General features: G+C 33.6%; 23 protein-coding genes. 3 read left to right on the forward strand and 20 right to left on the reverse strand.

Annotation, left to right across the window (positions count from 1 at the left end):
* Positions 1 to 5 precede the first annotated feature (5 nt).
* A complete protein-coding gene (locus ACZM4J_RS01000) occupies positions 6 to 1,322 on the reverse strand; it encodes a replication-associated recombination protein A (protein ID WP_022165836.1) in 1,317 nt (438 codons plus the stop codon).
* A gap of 353 nt (positions 1,323 to 1,675) precedes the next feature.
* On the opposite strand from ACZM4J_RS01000, the gene ACZM4J_RS01005 reads away from it, so the two are divergent.
* Positions 1,676 to 3,061 (forward strand): citrate/2-methylcitrate synthase, encoded by a 1,386-nt coding sequence (locus ACZM4J_RS01005; protein ID WP_117998900.1) that lies wholly within the window; start codon positions 1,676 to 1,678, stop codon positions 3,059 to 3,061.
* 81 nt (positions 3,062 to 3,142) lie between these two features.
* Here the strand turns inward: ACZM4J_RS01005 and ACZM4J_RS01010 are convergent, their stop codons facing one another.
* From ACZM4J_RS01010 to glmM, 12 genes are all read right to left on the reverse strand, one after another.
* On the reverse strand, positions 3,143 to 3,322 hold the full coding sequence (locus ACZM4J_RS01010; RefSeq protein ID WP_022165834.1) for a DUF4250 domain-containing protein: 180 nt from the start codon (positions 3,320 to 3,322) through the stop codon (positions 3,143 to 3,145).
* A gap of 18 nt (positions 3,323 to 3,340) precedes the next feature.
* Entirely contained in the window at positions 3,341 to 3,736 is a 396-nt protein-coding gene (locus tag ACZM4J_RS01015; RefSeq protein WP_022165833.1) for a hypothetical protein, read from the reverse strand.
* Positions 3,737 to 3,796: 60 nt separating this feature from the next.
* Complete coding sequence (locus tag ACZM4J_RS01020; protein ID WP_022165832.1) at positions 3,797 to 4,270, reverse strand: COG2426 family protein; 474 nt, start codon at positions 4,268 to 4,270, stop codon at positions 3,797 to 3,799.
* Positions 4,271 to 4,338: 68 nt separating this feature from the next.
* Positions 4,339 to 5,103 (reverse strand): polysaccharide deacetylase family protein, encoded by a 765-nt coding sequence (locus ACZM4J_RS01025; protein ID WP_022165831.1) that lies wholly within the window; start codon positions 5,101 to 5,103, stop codon positions 4,339 to 4,341.
* Between the two features lie 61 nt (positions 5,104 to 5,164).
* Complete coding sequence (locus ACZM4J_RS01030; RefSeq protein WP_022165830.1) at positions 5,165 to 7,327, reverse strand: heavy metal translocating P-type ATPase; 2,163 nt, start codon at positions 7,325 to 7,327, stop codon at positions 5,165 to 5,167.
* 155 nt (positions 7,328 to 7,482) lie between these two features.
* A complete protein-coding gene (locus ACZM4J_RS01035) occupies positions 7,483 to 7,866 on the reverse strand; it encodes an ArsR/SmtB family transcription factor (RefSeq protein ID WP_022165829.1) in 384 nt (127 codons plus the stop codon).
* Between the two features lie 274 nt (positions 7,867 to 8,140).
* The gene (gene clpB, locus ACZM4J_RS01040) at positions 8,141 to 10,717 is read right to left on the reverse strand and encodes an ATP-dependent chaperone ClpB (RefSeq protein ID WP_302689768.1); all 2,577 of its coding nucleotides are present in this window, start codon (positions 10,715 to 10,717) and stop codon (positions 8,141 to 8,143) included.
* Positions 10,718 to 10,930: 213 nt separating this feature from the next.
* Positions 10,931 to 11,131, reverse strand: a complete 201-nt coding sequence (locus ACZM4J_RS01045; protein ID WP_303000924.1) for a hypothetical protein — start codon at positions 11,129 to 11,131, stop codon at positions 10,931 to 10,933.
* Positions 11,132 to 11,151: 20 nt separating this feature from the next.
* Positions 11,152 to 11,724: a manganese efflux pump MntP gene (locus ACZM4J_RS01050; protein WP_022165826.1), complete on the reverse strand. Its 573-nt coding sequence runs from the start codon at positions 11,722 to 11,724 to the stop codon at positions 11,152 to 11,154.
* A gap of 21 nt (positions 11,725 to 11,745) precedes the next feature.
* Positions 11,746 to 12,801 (reverse strand): histidinol-phosphate transaminase, encoded by a 1,056-nt coding sequence (hisC, locus tag ACZM4J_RS01055; protein ID WP_022165825.1) that lies wholly within the window; start codon positions 12,799 to 12,801, stop codon positions 11,746 to 11,748.
* Positions 12,776 to 13,297 carry a VanZ family protein gene (locus tag ACZM4J_RS01060; protein ID WP_022165824.1) on the reverse strand — a complete coding sequence of 174 codons (522 nt, stop codon included), beginning with the start codon at positions 13,295 to 13,297 and terminating at the stop codon, positions 12,776 to 12,778. Before ACZM4J_RS01060 ends, hisC begins: the two co-directional genes overlap by 26 nt.
* Entirely contained in the window at positions 13,298 to 14,641 is a 1,344-nt protein-coding gene (gene glmM, locus ACZM4J_RS01065) for a phosphoglucosamine mutase (protein WP_022165823.1), read from the reverse strand.
* A gap of 207 nt (positions 14,642 to 14,848) precedes the next feature.
* Between glmM and ACZM4J_RS01070 the strand changes: the two genes are divergently transcribed.
* Positions 14,849 to 15,040 (forward strand): hypothetical protein, encoded by a 192-nt coding sequence (locus tag ACZM4J_RS01070; protein WP_117998888.1) that lies wholly within the window; start codon positions 14,849 to 14,851, stop codon positions 15,038 to 15,040.
* 46 nt (positions 15,041 to 15,086) lie between these two features.
* Here ACZM4J_RS01070 and ACZM4J_RS01075 read toward each other — a convergent pair whose 3' ends face one another.
* The 4 genes from ACZM4J_RS01075 to ACZM4J_RS01090 are packed head-to-tail and all read right to left on the reverse strand — an operon-like array spanning position 15,087 to position 19,140.
* A complete protein-coding gene (locus ACZM4J_RS01075; RefSeq protein ID WP_302689765.1) occupies positions 15,087 to 16,787 on the reverse strand; it encodes an ABC transporter ATP-binding protein in 1,701 nt (566 codons plus the stop codon).
* Positions 16,788 to 16,818: 31 nt separating this feature from the next.
* Positions 16,819 to 17,292, reverse strand: coding sequence for a S24/S26 family peptidase (locus ACZM4J_RS01080; RefSeq protein ID WP_022165821.1), 474 nt, complete (start codon positions 17,290 to 17,292; stop codon positions 16,819 to 16,821).
* Positions 17,285 to 18,307 (reverse strand): PqqD family peptide modification chaperone, encoded by a 1,023-nt coding sequence (locus ACZM4J_RS01085; protein WP_022165820.1) that lies wholly within the window; start codon positions 18,305 to 18,307, stop codon positions 17,285 to 17,287. Before ACZM4J_RS01085 ends, ACZM4J_RS01080 begins: the two co-directional genes overlap by 8 nt.
* A 17-nt stretch (positions 18,308 to 18,324) precedes the next feature.
* Positions 18,325 to 19,140, reverse strand: coding sequence for a TrmH family RNA methyltransferase (locus tag ACZM4J_RS01090; RefSeq protein WP_022165819.1), 816 nt, complete (start codon positions 19,138 to 19,140; stop codon positions 18,325 to 18,327).
* Positions 19,141 to 19,388: 248 nt separating this feature from the next.
* Here ACZM4J_RS01090 and ACZM4J_RS01095 point away from each other — a divergent pair, with 248 nt between their 5' ends.
* Positions 19,389 to 19,856, forward strand: a complete 468-nt coding sequence (locus ACZM4J_RS01095; protein WP_022165818.1) for an HD domain-containing protein — start codon at positions 19,389 to 19,391, stop codon at positions 19,854 to 19,856.
* Between the two features lie 108 nt (positions 19,857 to 19,964).
* On the opposite strand, the gene prfA is transcribed toward ACZM4J_RS01095, so the two are convergent.
* Genes prfA through ACZM4J_RS01110 form a run of 3 tightly spaced genes read right to left on the reverse strand, consistent with a single transcriptional unit; the run spans position 19,965 to position 23,073 of the window.
* Positions 19,965 to 21,038 (reverse strand): peptide chain release factor 1, encoded by a 1,074-nt coding sequence (gene prfA / locus ACZM4J_RS01100; protein ID WP_299056377.1) that lies wholly within the window; start codon positions 21,036 to 21,038, stop codon positions 19,965 to 19,967.
* A 2-nt stretch (positions 21,039 to 21,040) separates the two neighbouring features.
* On the reverse strand, positions 21,041 to 21,880 hold the full coding sequence (gene prmC / locus ACZM4J_RS01105) for a peptide chain release factor N(5)-glutamine methyltransferase (RefSeq protein WP_022165816.1): 840 nt from the start codon (positions 21,878 to 21,880) through the stop codon (positions 21,041 to 21,043).
* A complete protein-coding gene (locus ACZM4J_RS01110; protein ID WP_022165815.1) occupies positions 21,868 to 23,073 on the reverse strand; it encodes a DUF1385 domain-containing protein in 1,206 nt (401 codons plus the stop codon). Before ACZM4J_RS01110 ends, prmC begins: the two co-directional genes overlap by 13 nt.
* Between the last annotated feature and the right edge of the window lie 47 nt (positions 23,074 to 23,120).

The following is a 23,120-nucleotide window of genomic DNA, read 5'->3' on the forward strand; positions in this document are numbered from 1 at the left end:
AAAAATTATTTTCCTATTAACTTAAAATACTCTTTTACTTCCTGCTCGTATCCTAAATCACCGGGCTCATAAAACTTCGTTCCTACAAGACCATCAGGTAAATACTGCTGGTCCACATAATGATTTGGATAATCGTGAGCATATTTATAACCTATTCCATGTCCAAGTTTAGCCGACCCTTTGTAATGAGCATCCATTAAATGAGTTGGTACCTTCTCTGTTGTTGTATTCTTAACAGTAGACATGGCACTAAAAATTGCATTGCATGCCCCATTGCTTTTTGGAGAAGTTGCCACGTAAATAACAGCTTCTGATAAAATAATCTGCGCTTCAGGCATACCCACTCTGTGAACTGCATCAGCCGCAGATGTTGCTACAACTAATGCCTGTGGATTCGCAAGTCCTACATCTTCGGCAGCACAAATCATAATTCTTCTTGCTATAAAATCAACACTTTCTCCTGCATAAAGCATTTTTGCCAAATAATACACTGCTGCGTCAGGATCAGAACCTCGCATACTTTTTATAAATGCAGAAATAGTATCGTAATGATTATCTCCACCTTTGTCATATCTAAGGGCTCTTTTTTGAATACACTGTTCTGCCACCTGTAGGGTTATGTGAATCTTTCCGTCTTCACCTGGATCCGTTGTTAAAACTCCCAGTTCTACTGCATTAAGGGCAGTTCTTGCATCACCGTTTGAAAGTTCTGCTAAGAAGTCTACCGCCTCCTCATCAATAACCGCATTATATACACCCATACCTTTTTCTGCATCATTAACAGCTCTGTATATCAGGGTTTTAATATTTTCTGCCGTAAGTGGTTGTAGTTCAAAAATAATTGATCTTGATATTAAAGCTGTGTTTACTTCAAAATATGGATTTTCAGTTGTTGCACCTATTAAGATTACCGTTCCATCTTCTACAAAAGGTAACAAATAATCCTGCTGTCCCTTATTAAATCTGTGAATCTCATCTACAAAAAGAATTGTTTTCTTACCACTCATAGCCATGTTGTTTTTGGCTTTTTCAACAACTTCTTCCATGTCTTTTTTACCTGCTACTGTTGCATTAAGTTGCGTAAACTCTGCACTTGTAGTATTGGCAATTACTTTCGCCAATGTAGTTTTTCCCGTTCCCGGAGGACCATAAAAAATAACCGAACTTATTTTGTCGGCTTTAATTGCTCTATATAATAATTTGCCTTTGCCTATTATATGTTCCTGACCAACTACTTCCTCTAAAGTTGTTGGTCTAAGTCTACTTGCCAAAGGCGATTCCTTTTCACTATTTATATTTCTTGCATAGTCAAAAATATCCATTTTTTGCCTCTTTTGTTCTAATTTTTTTAATTAAAATAATTACATTCTCAAAAGATTTCGTCTCTTGATTCTGCATAATCATTTATATTAGGGTATATAACTCCATATTCCTACATATTCTACCACATAAAAATAAGAATATGAAGAAATAATCTATATTTTTAACACTCATTGAGAAAAATTCTATTTTATGGTAAAATACTTAATTAAAGTGTTAAACTGTGAAAGTACAAATCTCATTACAGTTTATTTATTTAATTAACCTGCCATTTAATTTTATTTAGCAGATTAATTACTTTTATTAATTTTTACATAATTACATATTTTATTGTTACAGAGAGGAGGCACATTTTATGCCAAATATTCGTAAACATGTAGACGAAGAAAAATTAATGCCACAAATAAACAAATATGCTGACCGATGCATAACTAATTCATGTATTGACCCTGCTTTATATGACAAATACAACGTAAAAAGTGGTCTTCGTGAAAAAGGTGGTCAGGGTGTTCTTACAGGGCTAACAGAAATCGGTGATGTTCACTCATTTGATATTGTCGATGGTAAATCTGTTCCTTGTGAAGGTAGATTGTTTTATCGTGGAATTGATATAAATGATATTGTTAATGGTTTTATTAAAGAAGACCGTTTTGGATTTGAAGAAGTTACATATCTTCTTTTATTTGGCGAATTACCAACAGCCCGCAGATTAGAAAATTTTAATAAAGTAATTGCAGAATACAGAACATTGCCTGCTACTTTTGTTAGAGATATTATAATGAAAGCACCAAGTTCAGATATGATGAACCAATTGGCAAGATGTGTTTTATCTCTTTATTCATGGGATGACAATCCCGATGACACATCCATACCAAATGTTGTAAGACAGTGTATCAGTCTTATTTCAAGAGTTCCATTAATATCTGTTTACAGTTATCACGCAATGAGACATTATCATTATGGTGATGACTTGCATATTATTAATCCGGATCCAAATCTTTCGACAGCTGAAAATATTTTAAGACTGCTTAGACCAAACAGTACATACACAAAACTGGAAGCCAAAATATTAGATTTAGCTTTAGTATTACACGCTGAGCATGGTGGTGGTAACAACTCTACTTTCACTACTCACGTTGTATCTTCATCAGGTACTGATACATATTCAGCCATTGCTGCTTCTCTTGGTTCTTTAAAAGGTCCTAGACATGGTGGTGCTAACGTAAAGGTTAAGCGTATGTTTGACAACATGAAGGAAGCTGTTAATGATTGGAATGACGATGAAGAAATCAAGAAATATCTTCGTGGTATACTTGATAAGAGACTGTACGATAAGTCAGGTCTTATTTACGGTATTGGACATGCAGTTTACGCCATATCTGATCCTAGAGCAATTCTTCTTAAACAGTTTACAGAAAAGCTTGCTGTTGAAAAAGGTCGTACTGATGAATTAGCGTTATACAAGAATGTTGAACGTCTTGCACCTGATGTAATTTCAAAAGCACATAAACGTAAAAAAGTTGTAAGTGCCAATGTAGACTTCTACAGTGGTTTTGTATATTCAATGTTAGGTCTTCCTGACGAGTTATATACACCTCTTTTTGCAGCGGCCAGAATGTCAGGTTGGAGTGCTCATAGAATTGAAGAAATCATTAATGCCGGTAAAATTATTCGTCCTGCATATAAGAACGTTGCTGAACCAACAAAATATGTTCCATTAAGCAAACGTAGAAAAAGCTAATTTTTCTTAATATTATAAGATATAAAAAAGTGGGTATTTATTACAGTCATTCGTAATAAATACCCACTTTTTATGTAATCTTTATTTAAACTGATTACTTTCCTGATTATACTCATATCCTATTGCTGATAATGCATTAACTATTTCATCCTTATCTGCATCTTTTGCGTTACAAAATTCATCAAGACTTGAATAAAAATCTCTAAGATTTGTATTAACTACGCTAAGCAGCATTACAGGATCCTTTGGTAACTGACTCATTATATTTCCTCCATATAATTAATGTTTAACACCCCAGATTAAATAACCTATAATAACACCTGCGGCAACACCAATAAGCAAATGAACTATTCTCATAATATCCATTTCCTTTGGACCTTCCCTTTTGTCTGTTGCTTTCTTCTGCTGTCTGTTAAATCTGACAATATCTATGGCAATAACAACACTTCCTACGAAAGCAATAATAAAAGTAAAGAATGTAACTACTATTGCCTGTATCATTCCAAAAGCTGCTATTAAAACAGATATTAAGGCAATTAATGCTGAAGGAACTGTAATTCCAAGAGCGATTTTCCCAACAATTCCAGGTGTATATTTTTCATAACCTGTTCTCATTGGGGAACCGTTCTTTTTGCCCTTATACATATAATCATAATTCATTTGTTTTTTGCTCATTATTTACTCCAATTTCCACGTTTGAAAACTTCAAACATTGTTGTAATCTCTATTCTTACGTTAAAATGCTACTGAAAAAGCTGTTACTCCCAATGCACTTAATGTTCCCATTATTACACCTGCAAGTAATACGCCTCCCATGCATGCAATAACACTTTTCTTAAAGTCCATGTCTAAAAAGCTTGCGGCTAATGTTCCTGTCCAGGCGCCTGTTCCCGGAAGTGGAATTCCTACAAAAAGAAGTAATGCTACATATAAACCTTTTCCTGCTTTTGACTTTAATTTCTCTCCACCACGTTCTCCTTTATCAAGACACCATGTGAAAAACTTTCCTATAAACTTCTTATCAGTACCCCATATTAATACCTTTCTTGCAAAAAAGAAAATAAATGGTACCGGAAGCATGTTCCCTATTACACAGATTATGTAAGATGGAACCATTGGCAAACCGAATACTGCTGCGTATGGTAGTGCCCCTCTCAACTCAACAATAGGTACCATTGATATTAAAAAAATTGTTAAATACTTAATCATACTATCCTCTTTTCTTATTTTTTTACATCTATGACAGTATAACATCCGCGTATGTTTTTAACAATATTTTATTTGTTAATGTTCCTATTTTTTATTACTTTTACACTGTCTATTTTATCTATTGTAACAAATTCATAGCCTTTTTCCCGTAGATCATCAATTATAATAAACGCTGCATCCACTGAAGTTTTAAAAATATCATGTAGCAAAATCACGTCACCATCGGAGGTGTTTTTAATCACTCTGTTGGCAACTATATTGGCATTTTGGTCTTTCCAGTCTTCAGGATCCACACTCCATAACACAATTGACATATCTGTTTCATTCATTAGTCTTTCGTCCCAGTCGCCGTAAGGTGGTCTTATATATTCCGGCTTTTTTCCTGTTAAATCCTTAATAATATCATTTGTTTTTTCTATTTCATCTTTTCCCTGAGCATAGTTTACCTTTTTCAAATCAATATGGGAATAGGTGTGATTACCAATTATATGCCCTTCTTTTGCCATTCTTTTAACAACTGCTTTGCTGTATTGTATTTCCTGACCTGTCAAAAAGAACGTAGCTTTAACGCCACGTTCTTTTAAACCATCTAAAAGTATTTTTGTATAAACTGTGCTTGGTCCATCATCAAAAGTAATTGCTACTTTTGGTTTCGATATTTTTGAATCTGTTTTTTTGATACCATTGTTTTTAACTTTTGGTTGTTTTTTATAAGTTGTAGTTTCATTAAGCCTGTTGTTTTTTTCATTTAGATTATTAATGACCAAAACGCCCCAAAGAAAAACATTTAGCACAACTAATGCAAAAATTACTAATACATATATTTTTTTCATAAGAAACCTTCTGTACATATTATTATTTATCTTATGAACATTTCTTACAGAATATGTTTTTCTATTTTATTTTTCCTGCTCTCATTGCATTTAAAATAGCAACTACGCATACACCAACATCTGCGAAAACAGCTGCCCACATTGATGCAATACCAACTGCTGCAAGTATTAATACTAAAACTTTAACAGCTAAAGCAAATATAATGTTCTGTTTAGCAATGCCCATTGTCTTACGGCCAATCTTAATTGCTTTGCCAATATTTTTAGGATTATCGTCCATCAAAACAATGTCTGCTGCTTCAATTGCCGCATCACTTCCCATTGCGCCCATGGCAATACCGATATCAGCTCTTGCAAGTACAGGAGCATCATTTACACCATCACCAACAAACGCTAAAACTCCACTTGTTTTAAGAAGTTCCTCAACATGTCTTACCTTATCTTCAGGAAGTAATTCTGAATAAACACTGTCGAGATTTAATTCCTTTGCTATTTTTTCAGCAATTTCTTTTCTGTCACCTGTAAGCATAACAGTGTTTTTTACACCTAATGACTTTAACTGCCTAATTGTTTCTAATGATGTTTCTTTTACTGTATCTTCTATTACGGCATATCCTAAATACTGGTTATCAACAGCAACATAAACAATAGTTCCTATTTCCCCGGTTTTTTCGTAAGGAATCTTGAACATATCCAATAATTTGCCATTGCCGGCTAAAATTTCACTACCATCTAATTCTGCCTTAATTCCTCTACCATGAATTTCTTCAATCTTAATGTCTTTCTGTCTTGCCTGAATGCCATCAAATACGCTCTTGTCTTTGTTAATTAATTCATCCTTTAATGATTTTGCAATTGGATGATTAGAATACATTTCAGCAACAACTGCCATTTCAAGGAATTTCTTTTCGTCTACATTAGCATTAATCTTACTTACTTTGAAAACACCCTTTGTTAATGTACCTGTCTTATCAAATACTACAGTGTCACATTTTGAGATTAACTCTAAATAGTTGCTTCCCTTAACTAAAACACCTTTTGTTGAAGCGGCTCCAATTCCTGCGAAGAAACTAAGTGGAACTGAAATAACCAACGCACAAGGGCATGAAACTACTAAGAATGTAAGTGCTCTATAAATCCATGGGCTCCATACACCGTAGAAATCAGTAATGCTTGAACCTGTTGTTGCCATTATAAGTGGTGGCGCAATTGCCAATGCAATCGCTAGGCCAACAACTATTGGTGTGTAAACTTTTGCGAATCTTGTAATAAATCTTTCTGTTTTTGCCTTTTTGCTACTTGCATTTTCTACTAATTCAAGAATCTTTGAAACCGTTGATTCTCCAAATGCTTTTGTAACTTTAATTGTAAGAACACCGCTTACACTTATTGAACCACTAATAACAGCTTCCTTCGTGCCTACTTCTCTTGGAAGGCTTTCTCCTGTAAGACTTGATGTATCAAGCGTTCCCTGACCTTCAATAATTACACCATCAAGTGGAACTTTTTCACCAGGTTTTACAATAATTGTATCTCCTACTTTTACCTTGTTAGGATCAACCTTTTCAATAGTTCCATCTTTCTTTAATATGTTTGCATAATCAGGTCTGATATCCATTAATTCTGTAATAGAATCTCTTGACTTATCTACTGCATAATCCTGAAACAATTCCCCAACCATGTAGAACAACATAACGGCACAGGCTTCAGGATATTCGCCTACAATAAATGCACCTAAACTTGCAACTGACATAAGGAACTGTTCATCTAATGCCTTGCCCTTAAATAAGTTTTTAATGGCATTTAAAACAATGTCCTTTGCTGTAACTAAGTAAATAAGTAAAAATGCTACTAATTCTATGTTTTCCATTGTTGTATCACTAAATGACTTAAATAGTCCCGGTATATGGAAAACCACAAAAGCCACAAGGAATACTGCAACTCCCGCTATTGTTTTATTCTTTTCAATTTCTACACCATCTTCACAGCAATCACATCCATGTCCATGACTGTGTCCATATTCATGTCCGCAACAACAGCCATCGTGGTCATGGTGATGGTCGTGCTCATGGTCATGTCCACAGCAATCATCGTGGTCGTGATGATGCTCATGATCATGTTCATGTCCGCAACAGCAGCCATCATGTTCATGATTATGTCCATGTCCTGCAGTATCGTCATGATGCATCATTTTTCTGTTTTTTATATTCTCCTGCAATCTCATCTCTTTTCCTCCTACTATTATATGTATTGTTCCTTTCCTTTGATTATCGGCATTTCGTCGAAAACATTCTAAAAATAAACTTCGTTCATTTTGTTTTCTCCTAAAAAATATGTATTGCCCTCCCTTTGGTCAGCGGCATTTTATTAAAAGAATAACTATTCCATTACATGCTCTAATCCACCATTTAAAATCGATTGGATATGATCGTCATCTAATGAGTAATATATAGTCTTTCCTTCTTTTCTGTACTTAACCAATCTCATCTGCTTTAAAATTCTTAGCTGATGAGATACAGCAGATTGAGTAAGTCCCAATCCCTGCCACAAATCACACACACATAATTCCTTGTTAGATAATGCGTATAGGATTTTAATTCTTGTTGAATCTGCAAACACCTTGAAAAATTCCGCCAAGTCACATAAAGTTCCTTCGTCAGGCATATTATGATCTAAATGTTCTATATCTTCTGCATGTTTCTTATTACAACAGTGGTCTATTTCTTCTTTCACTTCTACATCTAATTTGTCTTCTTTTTTCATATATCTTCCTTTCTTTCGTAAACATATGAATGATTGTTCATATGTTTATGATACTCATTTATATTTAATCTGTCAATACATATTTTTAATTATTGCAAATTCTCAAAATTCCATATTATAGAATCTAAATATATGTCATTTTATCGGCTTATTTTCATATATACTTAAATTTTCTTTATTAGTTTCAAAACAATCTCCAATTAAACAAAAAGAAACATTCCCATTGCATTTTCAGCAATAAGAATGTTTCTCTTTAATCTGATTCTCAATTATTTTATTTAACTACTAATTTATCACCTTCCACGTCAAATACAATTGTATCTCCAAGGCTTACCTTTCCTTCAAGGATTACTTTTGCTGCCAATGTTTCAACATTTTTCTGCAAATATCTCTTTAAAGGTCTTGCGCCATATACCGGATCATAGCCGTTATCAGCAACGTACTTTTTAGCTGCCGGTGTCAGGCTAATCTTTAATTCTTTATCAGCTAAACGTTCATTTAAATTATTAATAATTAAATCAACAATTCCACCAATATTTTCTCTTGTAAGTGGCTTAAACATTACTATTTCATCTAGTCTGTTTAAGAATTCAGGTCTGAAATGACCTCTTAAGTCATTCATTACAAGTTCCTGATTTTCTTCTTTAATATTACCCTGGTCGTCAATGCCATCAAGCAAATATGGTGAACCAATGTTAGAAGTCATTATTAAAATTGTATTCTTAAAATCTACAGTTCTACCCTGTGAGTCTGTAATACGACCATCATCTAAAACCTGTAAAAGTACATTAAATACATCAGGATGTGCTTTTTCAACCTCATCAAACAACACAACTGAATATGGTTTTCTTCTAACTGCCTCTGTTAACTGACCACCTTCATCATAGCCAACATATCCCGGAGGCGCTCCTATTAATCTTGACACACTGTACTTCTCCATATATTCACTCATATCGATTCTGACAATATTACTTTCATCATCAAACATGTTTTCAGCCAATGCTTTCGCAAGCTCTGTTTTACCAACACCTGTAGGTCCAAGGAATAAAAATGAACCAATTGGTTTTGTTGGGTCTTTAATTCCTGCCTTAGAACGTATAATTGCCTCTGTAATTTTTGTTACAGCCTCGTCCTGACCTATAACTCTCTTGTGAAGTTGTTCATCAAGATGTAATGTTTTGTTTCGTTCTGTCTCTGTTAATTTTGCAACAGGGATACCTGTCCAACGGGAAATAATTCTTGAAATTTCTTCATCAGTTACACTTTCCCTTACAAGTGACAAATCTTTATTTTTAACATTTGCTTCCTCTTCTTCTAACTGTTTCTGAAGTTCAGGTAAAGTACCATACTGTAACTGAGCTGCCTTATCCAAATTGTATTCGTTTTGAGCCATCTCAATCTCTTTTTTAACTGATTCAACTTTTTCTCTTAACTCCTGCAATCTGTTTACAGAATTCTTTTCATTTTCCCATTTTGCCTTTTTATTGTTAAAATCATCTCTTAACTCTGCAAGTTCTTTTTGAAGTTCTTCTAATCTTTCTTTGCTTAGATTATCTGTTTCCTTCTTAAGGGCAGCTTCCTCAATTTCTAACTGCATTACTTTACGTCTTAATTCATCAACCTCTGTTGGCATTGAATCCATTTCAGTTTTAATAAGGGCACACGCCTCATCTACTAAGTCAATTGCCTTATCAGGTAAAAATCTGTCCGTAATGTATCTGTCAGATAAAGTTGCTGCACTAACTAAGGCACCATCAGTAATTTTTACACCATGGAAAACTTCATATCTTTCTTTTAATCCACGAAGAATTGAAATTGTGTCTTCAACTGTTGGTTCATTAACCATAACAGGTTGGAAACGTCTTTCCAAAGCTTTATCCTTTTCAATATACTGACGATATTCATCTAAAGTTGTTGCGCCGATGCAATGCAATTCACCTCTTGCAAGCATAGGTTTTAACATATTGCCTGCGTCCATTGCACCATCAGTTTTTCCAGCACCTACTATTGTGTGAAGCTCATCAATAAATAAAATGATTTCACCTTCACTATTTTTAACATCTTCAAGGACAGCCTTTAATCTTTCCTCAAATTCACCTCTGTACTTTGCACCTGCAACCAAGGCTCCCAAATCAAGGGCAAAAATCTTTTTGTCCTTTAAGCCGTCAGGCACATCGCCTTTAACAATTCGCTGCGCCAAGCCTTCAACTGCTGCTGTTTTACCAACACCGGGTTCACCAATAAGTACAGGATTATTCTTTGTTTTTCTTGAAAGAATTCTGATTACATTTCTTATTTCAGAATCACGTCCAATTACAGGATCCAGTTTCTGGTTTCTTGCTTTTTCAACCAAATCCTCACCATACTTTGATAAAGCATCGTATGTACCTTCAGGATTATCAGATGTAACTCTTACATTACCTCTTACCTGTTCCAAAACACCTAAGAATCTCTCTCTTGTAATTCCATATTCTCTAAAAATTTCCTTAACTTCTTTGTTTGGTTTCTTAATAAGCATTAAGAATAAATGTTCAACTGAAACATATTCATCACCCATTCTTTTTGCTTCATCTTCTGCATTAATCAATACATCATTTAAAGCCTGACTCATGTACATGTTTCCGCCCTGAACTTTCGTACGTTTTTCAATTGCCTGCTCAATTCTATTTTTAAAGTGTTCAGGCTGAATTTCCATTTTTTCAATAAGTTTAAGAATTAAACTATCTTCTAAATTCACTAACGCATATATTAAATGTTCCTGATCAATTTCCTGGTTACCATACTGATTTGCTATCTTTTCAGTATTCTGTATGGCCTCAATTGATTTTTGTGTAAACTTACTTATGTTCATACAACCTACCTCCTTATATAATTATGAAATGCCTTCCCGTTTTGTTCAGTGGCATTCCATACTTATTATAGTCCATTTCTTGAACTATTTATTAATATACAACTTATTTTTTATAAATCATTATTCATAAATTTAATATTTTGTTACTTTTTTGTTATGTAAAAATGTCTGAACACACCCGGTATTCAGACATTCTTAATTTATGTTATTTAATTATTTTTTCCAGTCTTCACCCATTTCAGAATCTATTTTTTCAAAAATAATTTCCTTAATTACAGTATTTACCGGCTTACCTTTATGGTCGCAATATGCCTTAAGTCGACTATACTGGGGTATTTGCATATCAAGAGGTATTCTCTTTAACTTCTTCATGTATTTAAGAGTTGCTCTTTTACTTGCTTCTGTGTATGGCATATTTCCTCCTTAATTGTGTTTTATAAATAATATTCTAATACAACCTTAATTCCTATAAGAATCAAAATTATACCACCTACTATTTCAGCTTTGGTTTTGTATTTGGAACCAAATATATTTCCAATAAAAACTCCTATTATTGAAATAATAAAAGTTGTAATTCCTATTAATGTAACTGACAGCCAAATAGATAAGTGAAGTTGACTTCCCATTGTACCAAATGTTATTCCAACTGCCAACGCATCAATGCTTGTTGCAATAGCCAGTCCAAAAAGTTCCTTAATTCCTACAACCTGTTTTCCATCAGTTTCCTCTTCTTCATTTCCCACTGATTCTCTTATCATGTTTGCACCGATAATTGTTAAAAGTACAAATGCTACCCAATGACTATACGCATTAATGTATTCAACAAACTTTGAACTTAACACATAACCAATGGTGGGCATAATAGCCTGAAATATTCCAAAAAACCAAGCGATCATCAGGCACTGTTTTAGGTCTACAACTTTCATTTTAAGTCCTTTACATATAGACACTGCAAAGGCATCCATGGAAAGTCCTATTCCAATAAATAAGATATCAATAACTCCCATAACTTCTCCTGAATATACTTTTTATTTAACTATTTCTTCTAACGCCTTAAAAAGCCTGTCCATCTCGTCATCAGTTCCAATAGTTATTCTAAGATAATTATCTATACGTGGTTTATTAAAATATCTCACATATATTTTCTTTTCTTTTAGTTTTTCAAAAATTATATTTGCACTAACATTTTTATGTTTTGCAAATATGAAATTTGCCTGAGAGTCAGCAAATTCAAAGCCTAAATCTGCTAATTTTTCCTTAGCGTTTTCTCTTGTTTTTATAATCTTGCCTACAATTTCCTTAAAATATTCATCATCCTTAATTGCAGCCACACCGGCAACAATGCTTGGCATGTTCATTGTATATGAATTGTAAGAGAATTTAACAGCTTTCATTGCACTTATTAAAGCTTCATTTCCAATTGCATAGCCTATTCTCATTCCTGCCATTGCTCTTGATTTTGAATATGTTCTAACTACAAGAAGATTATTATATTTGTTTACTAAATCAAGGGCTGTAACTTTGCCAAAATCAGCATAAGCTTCATCAACAATTACAACAACATCCTGATTATTTTTTATTATTTCTTCTATGGAATCTAAAGAGATTTCAATTGATGTTGGTGCATTTGGATTTGGGAAAATCACTCCACCATTTGGTTCGAAATAATCCTCAACTTTTATATTAAAGTTATCATCCAACTTCTTTGTTTCATATTTAATCTTAAACAAATCAGCCCACACATCATAAAAAGAATATGTAATATCCGGGAATAATATGGGTTTATTAGAATTAAAAAATGTAAGGAAAGCCATTCCTATTACATCATCTGAACCTACTCCAACGAAAACCTGATTGCTGTTTACATTGTAGTATTCTGCAATTGCATCTACTAACTCTGTAGCATCAGGATCAGGATATAATCTTAATTTATCCTTGTTCATGTTTTCCAATGCTTCCACAACTTTAGATGATGGTGGATAAGGACACTCATTTGTGTTCAACTTAATTACGTCATCAACCTTTGGCTGTTCTCCCGGTGTGTACGGTGTTACCTTTCTAACATTTTTTTCCCAAGCGTTCATCTTTCCTCCTAAATACCAGCCATGTAATTACCGTTATAAAAACTGCAGCTGTAAATCCTCCTAAAGTGTCAATAAATACATCCCTTACTCCAGGACTTCTTCCATCAACAAATCCCTGATGAAACTCATCAGTAGCCGCATATACCAATGAAATTGCTGTTGGTATTAATATAAATATTTTCTTTTTTATTTTTCTTATTGATTCAAATGAAAGTAAAAAACCTGACCATAAAAGTGATAATATTCCATATTCACCAAAATGACCTGTCTTTCTCACAAAAAAACTAACCTGATTAAAATACTCCTGCTGCCTGTCCTTAGATAACATATTGCAGTCTTTTTTTATAAGTCTTATTATCTTAATTGTAATCCCATCGCTATAAGACTGGGACTGTTGACCATTTGCAGCTGAAAAATCAAATATAGTCATCATCCAGCAAACTATAAGAGCAATAAGAATAATTCTTACTGCCCATAGTGTTCTTTTCTTATTCATTTATACCGCATGACCTTTTTTCTTAATCACATCAATAACCTGGTCTACATACTTCTCTGCAAGTAAGTCTGATTTTGCTTCAACCATTACTCTGATAACAGGTTCTGTACCGCTTTCTCTTAAAAGAATTCTTCCATCGTTACCAAGTTCCTCTGCAACCTTGTTTACTTCTGCCTGTACATCCTCATCTGCTCTTGCTTCAGGTTTGCTGATAACCTTAATATTCTTTAAGCACTGTGGATAAATTGAAACAGGACTTGTAAGTTCTGACATTTTCTTCTTAGATGAAATCATAACTTCCATTAACTTAATTGAAGTTAAAATACCATCACCTGTTGTAGCATGTTTACTAAAAATAATGTGGCCTGACTGTTCTCCGCCAAGTCTGTAGTCATTATTTCTCATACATTCATATACATACTTGTCACCAACATCTGTCTTTTCATAATTAATTCCCACTGCATCAAATGCCTTATATAAACCAATGTTAGACATAATTGTTGTAACAACTGTGTTATTATCAAGTTCTCCGTTTTGTTTTAAATAAACTCCGGCAACATATAAAATCAAGTCACCGTCAACTAAATTACCATTCTCATCTACGCACAAACATCTGTCTGCATCACCATCATATGCAAAACCTACGTCTAAATGATTTTCCTTTACATATTTCTGTAAAACTTCAATATGTGTTGAACCACAATCCATATTAATGTTTGTTCCATTTGGCTCATTGTTAATTACATGAGTTTCTGCGCCTAATGCATCAAAAACACCTTTGGCAATTGATGATGCACTACCGTTAGAACAGTCAAGTCCAACCTTTATGTTTCTGTATGAATGTTTTGCAAGAGTCATTAAATAACCCATATATCTGTTTCTTCCCGCAAAGTAATCAACTGTTCTACCAATCTTATCACCTGTTGCATATGGTATAGAATCGAAATCATCATCAAGATATTTTTCTACCTCATCAATAACTTCCTGTTCCATTTTTTCGCCCTTACCATTAATAAGTTTGATTCCGTTATCATAGAAAGGATTGTGACTTGCAGAAATCATAATTCCACAGTCGAAGTTTTCTGTCTTAACAACGTATGAAACACTAGGTGTTGTTGTTACGTGTAAAAGGTATACGTCGGCTCCTGTTGATGTTAAACCTGCTGATAAAGCATCTTCAAACATGTAACTGCTTCTTCTTGTATCTTTTCCAATGGCTACAGAACATTTATGAAATCTTCCATAGTACCATCCAATAAATCTTCCTACTTTAAATGCATGCATTGCTGTGAGGTTCACATTTGCTTCCCCTCTAAATCCATCTGTTCCAAAATATTTTCCCATTTGTAATTCCTCCATCAGAATTTTATCCTTTCAATTATATAATATTAACTATTTATTTACAATGTTTTGAATAGTTTTTATGACCATATATATTATTTTGTATTTTTATGTCGCTAAAAGTCGATGAAAATTTTCCACAAATTTCACTTTAAATGCTATAATCTTGTGGAGGGTAATTACATATAACTTTTGGGGGAAGGTGATAGTGTGAATTTTGCCGAAGATACGTCTTTATTACAAGAAACAATGAAGTTGCAACAGGAAGTTGATAATTTGAAAAAAGAACTTTTTTTCGAAAAGCAACAACACAAACATTGGGAGGAGCTTGCAATGTTATTCCACGATGCCCTATGGGAGCAACTTACAACTACAGCTAAAGTAACAACGAAATATACATAAACAGCTCCAAAAAAGTCCGACACTTATTATGTCGGACTTTTTTTGTCTAAATATTTTTCACATGTAATATCTTATCTTTTATTATTATCTCTTTATTGCACACTTCCAGTGCAGCCTCTTTATGTGTTATTATTATAACCGTTTTCTCAGTTAATTTCTTTATTTCTTTTAGAACTTCTTTTTCTGTTTCAATGTCTAATGCTGATGTTGCTTCATCTAACAGAAGTATCGGCGCGTCGCTGATTAACGCTCTTGCTATTGCAAATCTTTGTGCCTGTCCTTCTGAAATGCCTAATCCCTTTTCGCCTATAACTGTATCCAATCCCTTAGGGAGTTTGTCTACAAAATCCTTTACACAGCTAATTTTTAAAGCTTCTTCCACTTCATCTTGTGTAGCTTTGTTGTTTGCTAACATTATATTCTCACGCAAAGTTCCACTAAACAGGTAGTTTCCCTGTGGTACATAAGAGAACAACGGTCTTGTTTTAGGACTTATTTCCATTATACTATTATTATCAAGCTCTAAATCAATTGAACCTTCTGTTGGCTTAAAAACACCTAGAAGTATTCGCATTAATGTACTTTTTCCAATTCCTGATATGCCCCTAATGGCAACGAAATCTCCTTTTGCAATCCTACCATTGCCACTTTCTATAATAGCAGACCTACCGTAACTAAATGAAATATTATTAATGTTTATTTCTTTTAATTTTTTATAAATTTCCTGCGTGTCTATCTTTGTTTCTTCCACATCTTCACTTGGAATTTTTTCAATTTCCTGTATTCTTTCAGCTGAGGCTATCATTGAGTAATACTGTGGTACGACTTTCGTAATATTTACAAAAGGTGTCTGCACCTGTGAAATCAACTGTAGCACCGCCGTAAGGGTTCCATAGGTCATCACCCCCATGCTAACTTTCATGGCACACCATATTAAGCCTAATAAATAACCACCGTTAAATACAAAGGAAAAGCCTGTGTTTGCCAGTATGCTTATGGTACGTCTTTTCATTTTTGTATTGTAATTTTCCTGCTGTAAAATTCTACCATTTGCTTCAAACTGTTCTTCTACGCCAAAAGTTTTAACAACTAATATACTCTCAATTGTCTCCTGAAAAAAAGACCTTACAGTGCCATCTGTTTCCTGAACTCTCTTGTGAAGATTTTTTAATTTTCCTCTAAAAAATAAAGTAACCACAAAGATTATTATGCCTGCTATTAAAAATACCAGTGTAAATTTCCAATCAAAAATAATTAAAATAACAAAAGCGCCCATAAACTGTGCTGCAAAATATAAAAACTGTGGGACAATATTTGCTATTCCCCCAGCCACAATTGCCACATCACCTGTTAATCTGTTCATTAGTTCGCCACTATGATAAACATTTATTTTGTCATATTCCTTGCTGATAATGTTTGCGAATAGGCTTTCTCTCATACTCATTTCCAATTTTGCCTGTATTTTCACAGACAGACTTTGTGCAAAAATTCTTAATATCATTCTTCCGGCTATTATACCGAAAATTATAATGCCATAAATAATAATTAAATTTTTGTAATGCACAAATTCTACATTCGTCTTTGACGTAGCTGCTTTTTGAGCGGTATCTATTGCAAACTTACTTGCCAATGCTAATATAGTGCCAATCAAAGCCAACACTATATTAGAAACACTTAGTGTAATAATCCATGGCATTTGTTTTTTACTATTTTTTATTGTCCATTTTAACCCTGAATTTTTATTCATATTATCTCTGTTACTCATTTCATTTATCGTTTTAATCGTCTTTTCTTAATGTTTTTCTTTTTATTTTGGACAGAATTCTTCTACCCTTCCTATAACATTTTCTAAGCAGAACCGTTTTAACCCATATAATGCTGTAAATTTTGTATAAAATATTAGCTGTTGTATATTCTTTTCCATTTCTTTTAAATCCCACAACCACAGCAATTATGTTATCTTTTGATATGCCGTACTCATTAACTACCTGATTATCTCCTCGTATTTTATAGCTGTCTTTTTGTACTTTAACAATTCTATGTAAAATATACTGACCGTTATTTCTTCTATAAAATACAATATTGTATTTTTTCAATGTAAATTCCGGTGTTGCCAAAATAACCGTATCCACATTGTCCCGAAACAAAGGTAACATACTTGTTCCTCTTGGCGTAAAACTAACCTTGCCGCCTGATTTAAGCTGTTCTTCAATAATGGGAACTATATCTTCTATTTGAACTATTTTATTCAAACAAATTCTCCTTCTTTACCTTCTCAATAAATTCTTCAACGTCATTTTTTGCAGTATCTGCATCAATTTCGTACTGGCTCATTAATTGCTCAATTAACTGCTCCTTTGTTGTTCCCTCTATCATTTTCTCAAACAAAAACGCGCCTGTTTCATTTAAACTCATCATGCCATTAAAATCTATTGTTGCCTCACCTACAGGCACAACAACATTGTTCCCGGCAACATTTCTTAAAATAAATCCCTGTTTTATTTTCATCCTAGCCTCCATTATTTTGATTGTATTATAAGCCATTTCCACTGCACTATCTGATATGTCACAGCCCATTTTGTATATGGGATTTTCCGTTAATACCTGTTCTAAAGTTTTTAACACTAACTCGATGCTTTCAACTTTTTTGAAACTTTTTACTGTCTGATTATAGAATAACGGAATTGCATCTTTTACCTGCAATGGCTCTATATAATTTGTCTTGGACCTTTCCAAAAAAACTATCCCACCAAGAAGTTCTTTTTTATTTGCATTAATGTCATATTTACCACTCCATGGTGTTCCATAAACGTACCAACTGTCATTTTCTTTTTTCAACACCGGTTTGTCATCATTAATTATATAAGCTTTATCTTTAAAATGTTCCAACCACAGCCCTGTATGAGTTGATTTCCCGGTGCCGCTATTTGCCGAAAACAAATATGCATATCCATCCACAACCACACCTGATGAATGAAGCATACACCCATTGTATTTTAACAATTTATGATGAAAATAACTTCCTGTATATATATACTCTATGGCTTCACAGTTTAAATAAGGCATATATTCATCATGGATTTTTTCATAGGTCTCATTACCCAAGTCTATGACAATGTCAGCCTCCTTTTCATCCCAGCTCTCAGCTTTAGCAATATATTTTTTTGCTCTTTTGTATGTTTCTTCATAATAAGTTGTCATTAAAACTTTCAACCCGGCTATATTATATTTTTCTTTTCGAACTATTCTGTTGTTTTGTTCTTTCATTATAAAATCAATACCTTTTATTTATTTCCCAACTGCCAAAACGCAACTGCACTTGCCGCCGCAACATTTAACGAATCCACGCCGTTAGACATTGGTATGCACACTGTATAGTCACTTCCATTTATTGTTTCTTCTGTAAGACCTTCCCCTTCAGTGCCAAGAATTATTGCAAGCCTATCTTCATTCATTAAAGCATCATTATCAATATTTACACTTTCTTCCTTTAAAGCCATTGCTGCCGTCTTAAAGCCTAATTGGTGTAAAATTTCGTTAATGTTTTTCTTCTTAGTGTGGGCAATTGTCCATTTTATCTGAAAAACCGTCCCCATGCTTACTCTTATTGCTCTTCTGTACAGAGGATTGCTGCAAGTTGATGTAAGTATTATTCCATCAATATTTAAAGCTGCCGCCGACCGAAAAATTGCCCCCACATTTGTTGGATTTACCACATCTTCAAGCACAGCTATTCTTTTTGCATTATGGCAAACCTCACTTACCGTAGGAAGTTCTTTTCTCTTCATTGCACAAAGCATTCCTCTGGTCAGCTTGAAGCCTGTTAGGTTAGTAAGCAAATCAAACTCTCCTGTATAAATTGGTACATCCCCTAATCTCTTTATGATTTCCTGACCTTGTGTTTCAATATGTTTCTTTTCAATTAAAGCAGACACAGGCTTGTAACCACTATCCAATGCTCTCTCAATAACTTTTGGGCTTTCAGCAATAAAAATCCCGCCATTAGGTGCATATAAATTTAATAATCTGCTCTCTGAAAATCTTCCGTATATATCTAATTCTTCACTGTTTAAATCCTGTATTTCAATAATATTTGGCATATTCTTCCTTTTCTGAAATACTAAAAAAGCTTTTTAAACTACAGAGTTAAAAATTTTTATTTTACCTTTGTCTGCATATAAGCAGGCAAATAACCTTCTAATCTCTTTCGTTTAAAAATAATTCACTTTAGTATTTTCACAAATTTTACATATTTAAATTATAACCTAAGAATAATAAGTAAACAATTGCAAATCCAGTTTTTTTACAATATAATTAAATAGTTAGAGTTTTTTACAATGAGGTTGATATGAATAAGGAAATTATTAGAATTGAGTTTGCAGAAATTGCAAAACCTATAATTGAAAATGAAAAAGTAAAAAGAATGGATAAATACATTCAACATGGCGACACTTCAACTTTAGATCATTGTGTAGCTGTTGCCTACGTTAGTTTTTACATTGCAAAGAAAATGCATTTAAGATGCGACTATAACAGTTTAATTCGTGGTGCACTGCTACACGATTATTTTCTTTATGATTGGCACGTGGCAGACGATTCCCACAAATGGCATGGTTTTAGTCACGCGGAAACAGCCTTAAATAATGCAAGTAAAGATTTTGAATTAACAAACATTGAAATGGACATTATTGCCAAGCATATGTTTCCATTAAACATTAAGCCACCAAAATACAGAGAAAGCTACATTGTAAGTCTGGCAGACAAGATTTGTTCATCCTACGAAACAATATTAGGCACACCATGCTATTCAGTATAGAAAATTATGTTATTTGCTTTTCACAATAAAAAAATAGCTACAGTTAGAACAAGGTGTATTTCTAACTGTAGCTATTTTTACTGGAAAAGATAAATTATTCAATCCACTTTATTCATCTTCTACTTGTGCTAATTTTGCAGCCTGATCTGCTGCTACGCAATTATCGATGATTTCATCTAAGTCACCATTCATAATGTTTTCAAGTCTATGTGTAGTAAATTTAATTCTGTGATCTGTTACACGTCCCTGTGGGAAATTGTATGTTCTGATTTTTTCAGAACGGTCTCCTGTACCAATCTGGCTTCTTCTTGCTTCTGACTCTGCGTCCTGTTTCTTCTGACATTCTAATTCGTAAAGTCTAGCACGAAGTACCTTTAAAGCTTTATCCTTGTTCTTTAACTGTGATTTTTCATCCTGACATGAAATTACAATTCCTGTTGGTATATGTGTAAGTCTTACAGCAGAGTCTGTTGTATTTACACACTGTCCACCGTTACCTGATGCTCTAAATACATCAAAACGGCAATCGTTCATATCTATTTCTACGTCAACTTCTTCTGCTTCAGGCATAATTGCAACTGTTGCAGTTGATGTATGAATACGACCGCCTGATTCAGTAACAGGTATACGCTGTACACGATGTACACCACTTTCGTATTTTAATCTTGAGTAAGCTCCCTGACCGTTAATCATAAATACAACTTCCTTGAAACCTCCAAGACCATTTTCATTTACAGAAATCATTTCTGTTTTCCACTTCTGGCTTTCAGCGTACATGCAATACATTCTGTATAATTCAGCGGCAAATAAAGCAGCTTCATCACCACCTGCACCACCTCTGATTTCAACAATAACGTTTTTGTCATCATTTTCATCTTTAGGTAAAAGAAGAATTTTCAACTGGTCTTCCATTTCCGGAATAGATGCCTTTGCTTCGTTTAATTCTTCCTTTGCAAGTTCTCTCATATCTTCATCTGATTCTTCATCAAGAATTGCAAGGCTGTCTTCAATAGTTTGCTTAGCTTCTTTATATTTCTTGTACAATTCAACAATAGGAGCCAAGTCGCTTTGTTCTTTCATAAGTTTTCTAAAATTTGATTGATCACTAACAACGTTAGGATCATTTAACTGTTCTAATATTTCGTCATATCTTTCAAGTATACCATCTAATTTATCAAACATTTTTATTCCTTTCCGGCAACAACCATACGGTCAAGCCCCGATAAATCTTTAAAAACTTTTATATTTGTAAATCCATTGTTTTTTAGCAAATCAGGAACTGTTTTTCCCTGGTCATATCCAATCTCCAGAAAAAGCATTCCTTTTTCCCTTAAGTATTCTACAGCATTTTTGCTAATAATTCTATAAAATTTTAATCCGTCATCACTTCCATCTAACGCAAGAAGTGGATCATGCTCCTTTACTTCCTGTTCTAATTCCACAACATCTTTAGTTGGAATGTACGGTGGATTGGAAACAATTACGTCATATTTTCCTTCTATGTTTGAAAACATATCACTCTTTGTGAATTCAACATTTGCATGATTTAAGGCGTTGTTTTTTACAGCAACCTCTAAGGCATCTTTTGAAATATCTGCTCCAACAACTGATGCCTTGTCACACATTTTATCAACAGCTATTGCTATACAACCTGAACCTGTACACATATCAAGAACTTTCATTTCATTATTACCTATAAAATCAGTAACTTTTTCAACCAAAAGTTCTGTTTCAGGTCTTGGGATTAAAACATTCTCATTAACCAAAATCTTATAATCCAAAAACTGCTGATACCCAATAATATGCTGTAAAGGTATATGCTCTGCTCTTTTATTAACAGCTTCTTTGTATTTTGCTGCTAATTCTTCATTAACAGTAATACCCATATTCATATAATAATTTTGTTTTTTTACATTTAATATTTCCTCTGATAAAAGCCAACTGTCAACCGTTGCATCTGCTATGTTTGCTTTTTCTAACTGTTGTATGGCATCTTTTATCAGTTCAATAACTAAAACTTCCAATTATATCCTGAACCTGTTTTAACTTTCTTTTCTTCCTGCTGATTATTAACTCCCTGATTGTATGTTTCAAAGTCATTATCTCCAATGTTATCCCTTTCAGGATTCACAGAATTATCAACATATGTTCTCTTTAATGCATTATCTATTGACTTATTTAACACTCTATCAACATCCGGATCAATATCCGCTATATTTTCTTTTGAAACCTGCTTTCTAACTTTTCTTGGTCTTCTTGCAGCAATTCCATTATCAATTAAATACTGTTCCCAATCAAATACAGCTTCAACAGCCTCAATGGCAACTTCTATCATGTCGTCAGTAGGCTCTTTTGTTGTTATTTTCTGCATCCAAAGGCCCGGCATGCTTAAAGCATTGATGATTTTGTTATCAGATGTACCTGCTTTTCTAATGAACTCATAAGACACGCCTGCTATTACAGGCACCATCAGAATTCTAAGAAAATATCTTAACCAAACAACATCTGTTCTTATAATCATAAAAAATATAATACTAATAACCAAAACAATTAAAAGAAAACTTGTACCACATCTTTTGTGAAAGCGTGAACTTTTTCTTACATTATTGACTGTTAGTATATGACCGTTCTCAATACAGTTAATACATTTATGCTCTGCTCCATGATACATAAACGTTCTCTTAATATCCTTCATTAAAGAAATTAATATTAAATATCCTATGAAAATAAGAATCTTTACCACGCCTTCAATAGCCGGCACGTAAGAAGTTTTAACCCATGGAATACATTTCTCCATTAAGTCAGCAATAAATAATGGCAAAACCATAAATAAAGCTACTGCAATTATAACGGAAAACGCCACTGTAAGTCCCATTATAACTTTTTCAGCTTTATCACCAACTTTTCCTAAAAGCCATTTTTCAATTTGTCCCGGTTCCTCGTCAAAGTTTTCATCATCATCAAAAAACTGTGCGGAATATGTTAGTGTCTTGATTCCCAATACTAAAGAATCCACAAAACTAAAAATCCCTCTGATGAATGGTAATTGAAATTTCTTACTCTTTCCTGTTACGCCTTTATATTCCTGTGTATCTACAATTATGGAACCGTCTGACTGTCTTACTGCCACAGCATAGTGTTCCTTATTTCTCATCATAATCCCTTCCATGACAGCCTGACCGCCAATACCGGAAGAGCCTAGTTTGTTATTTCTCATATATAATTCACCTTTTGTAACAAAAATTTATCTAATTACGAAAATAG

The organism is Eubacterium sp., from assembly GCF_057858645.1.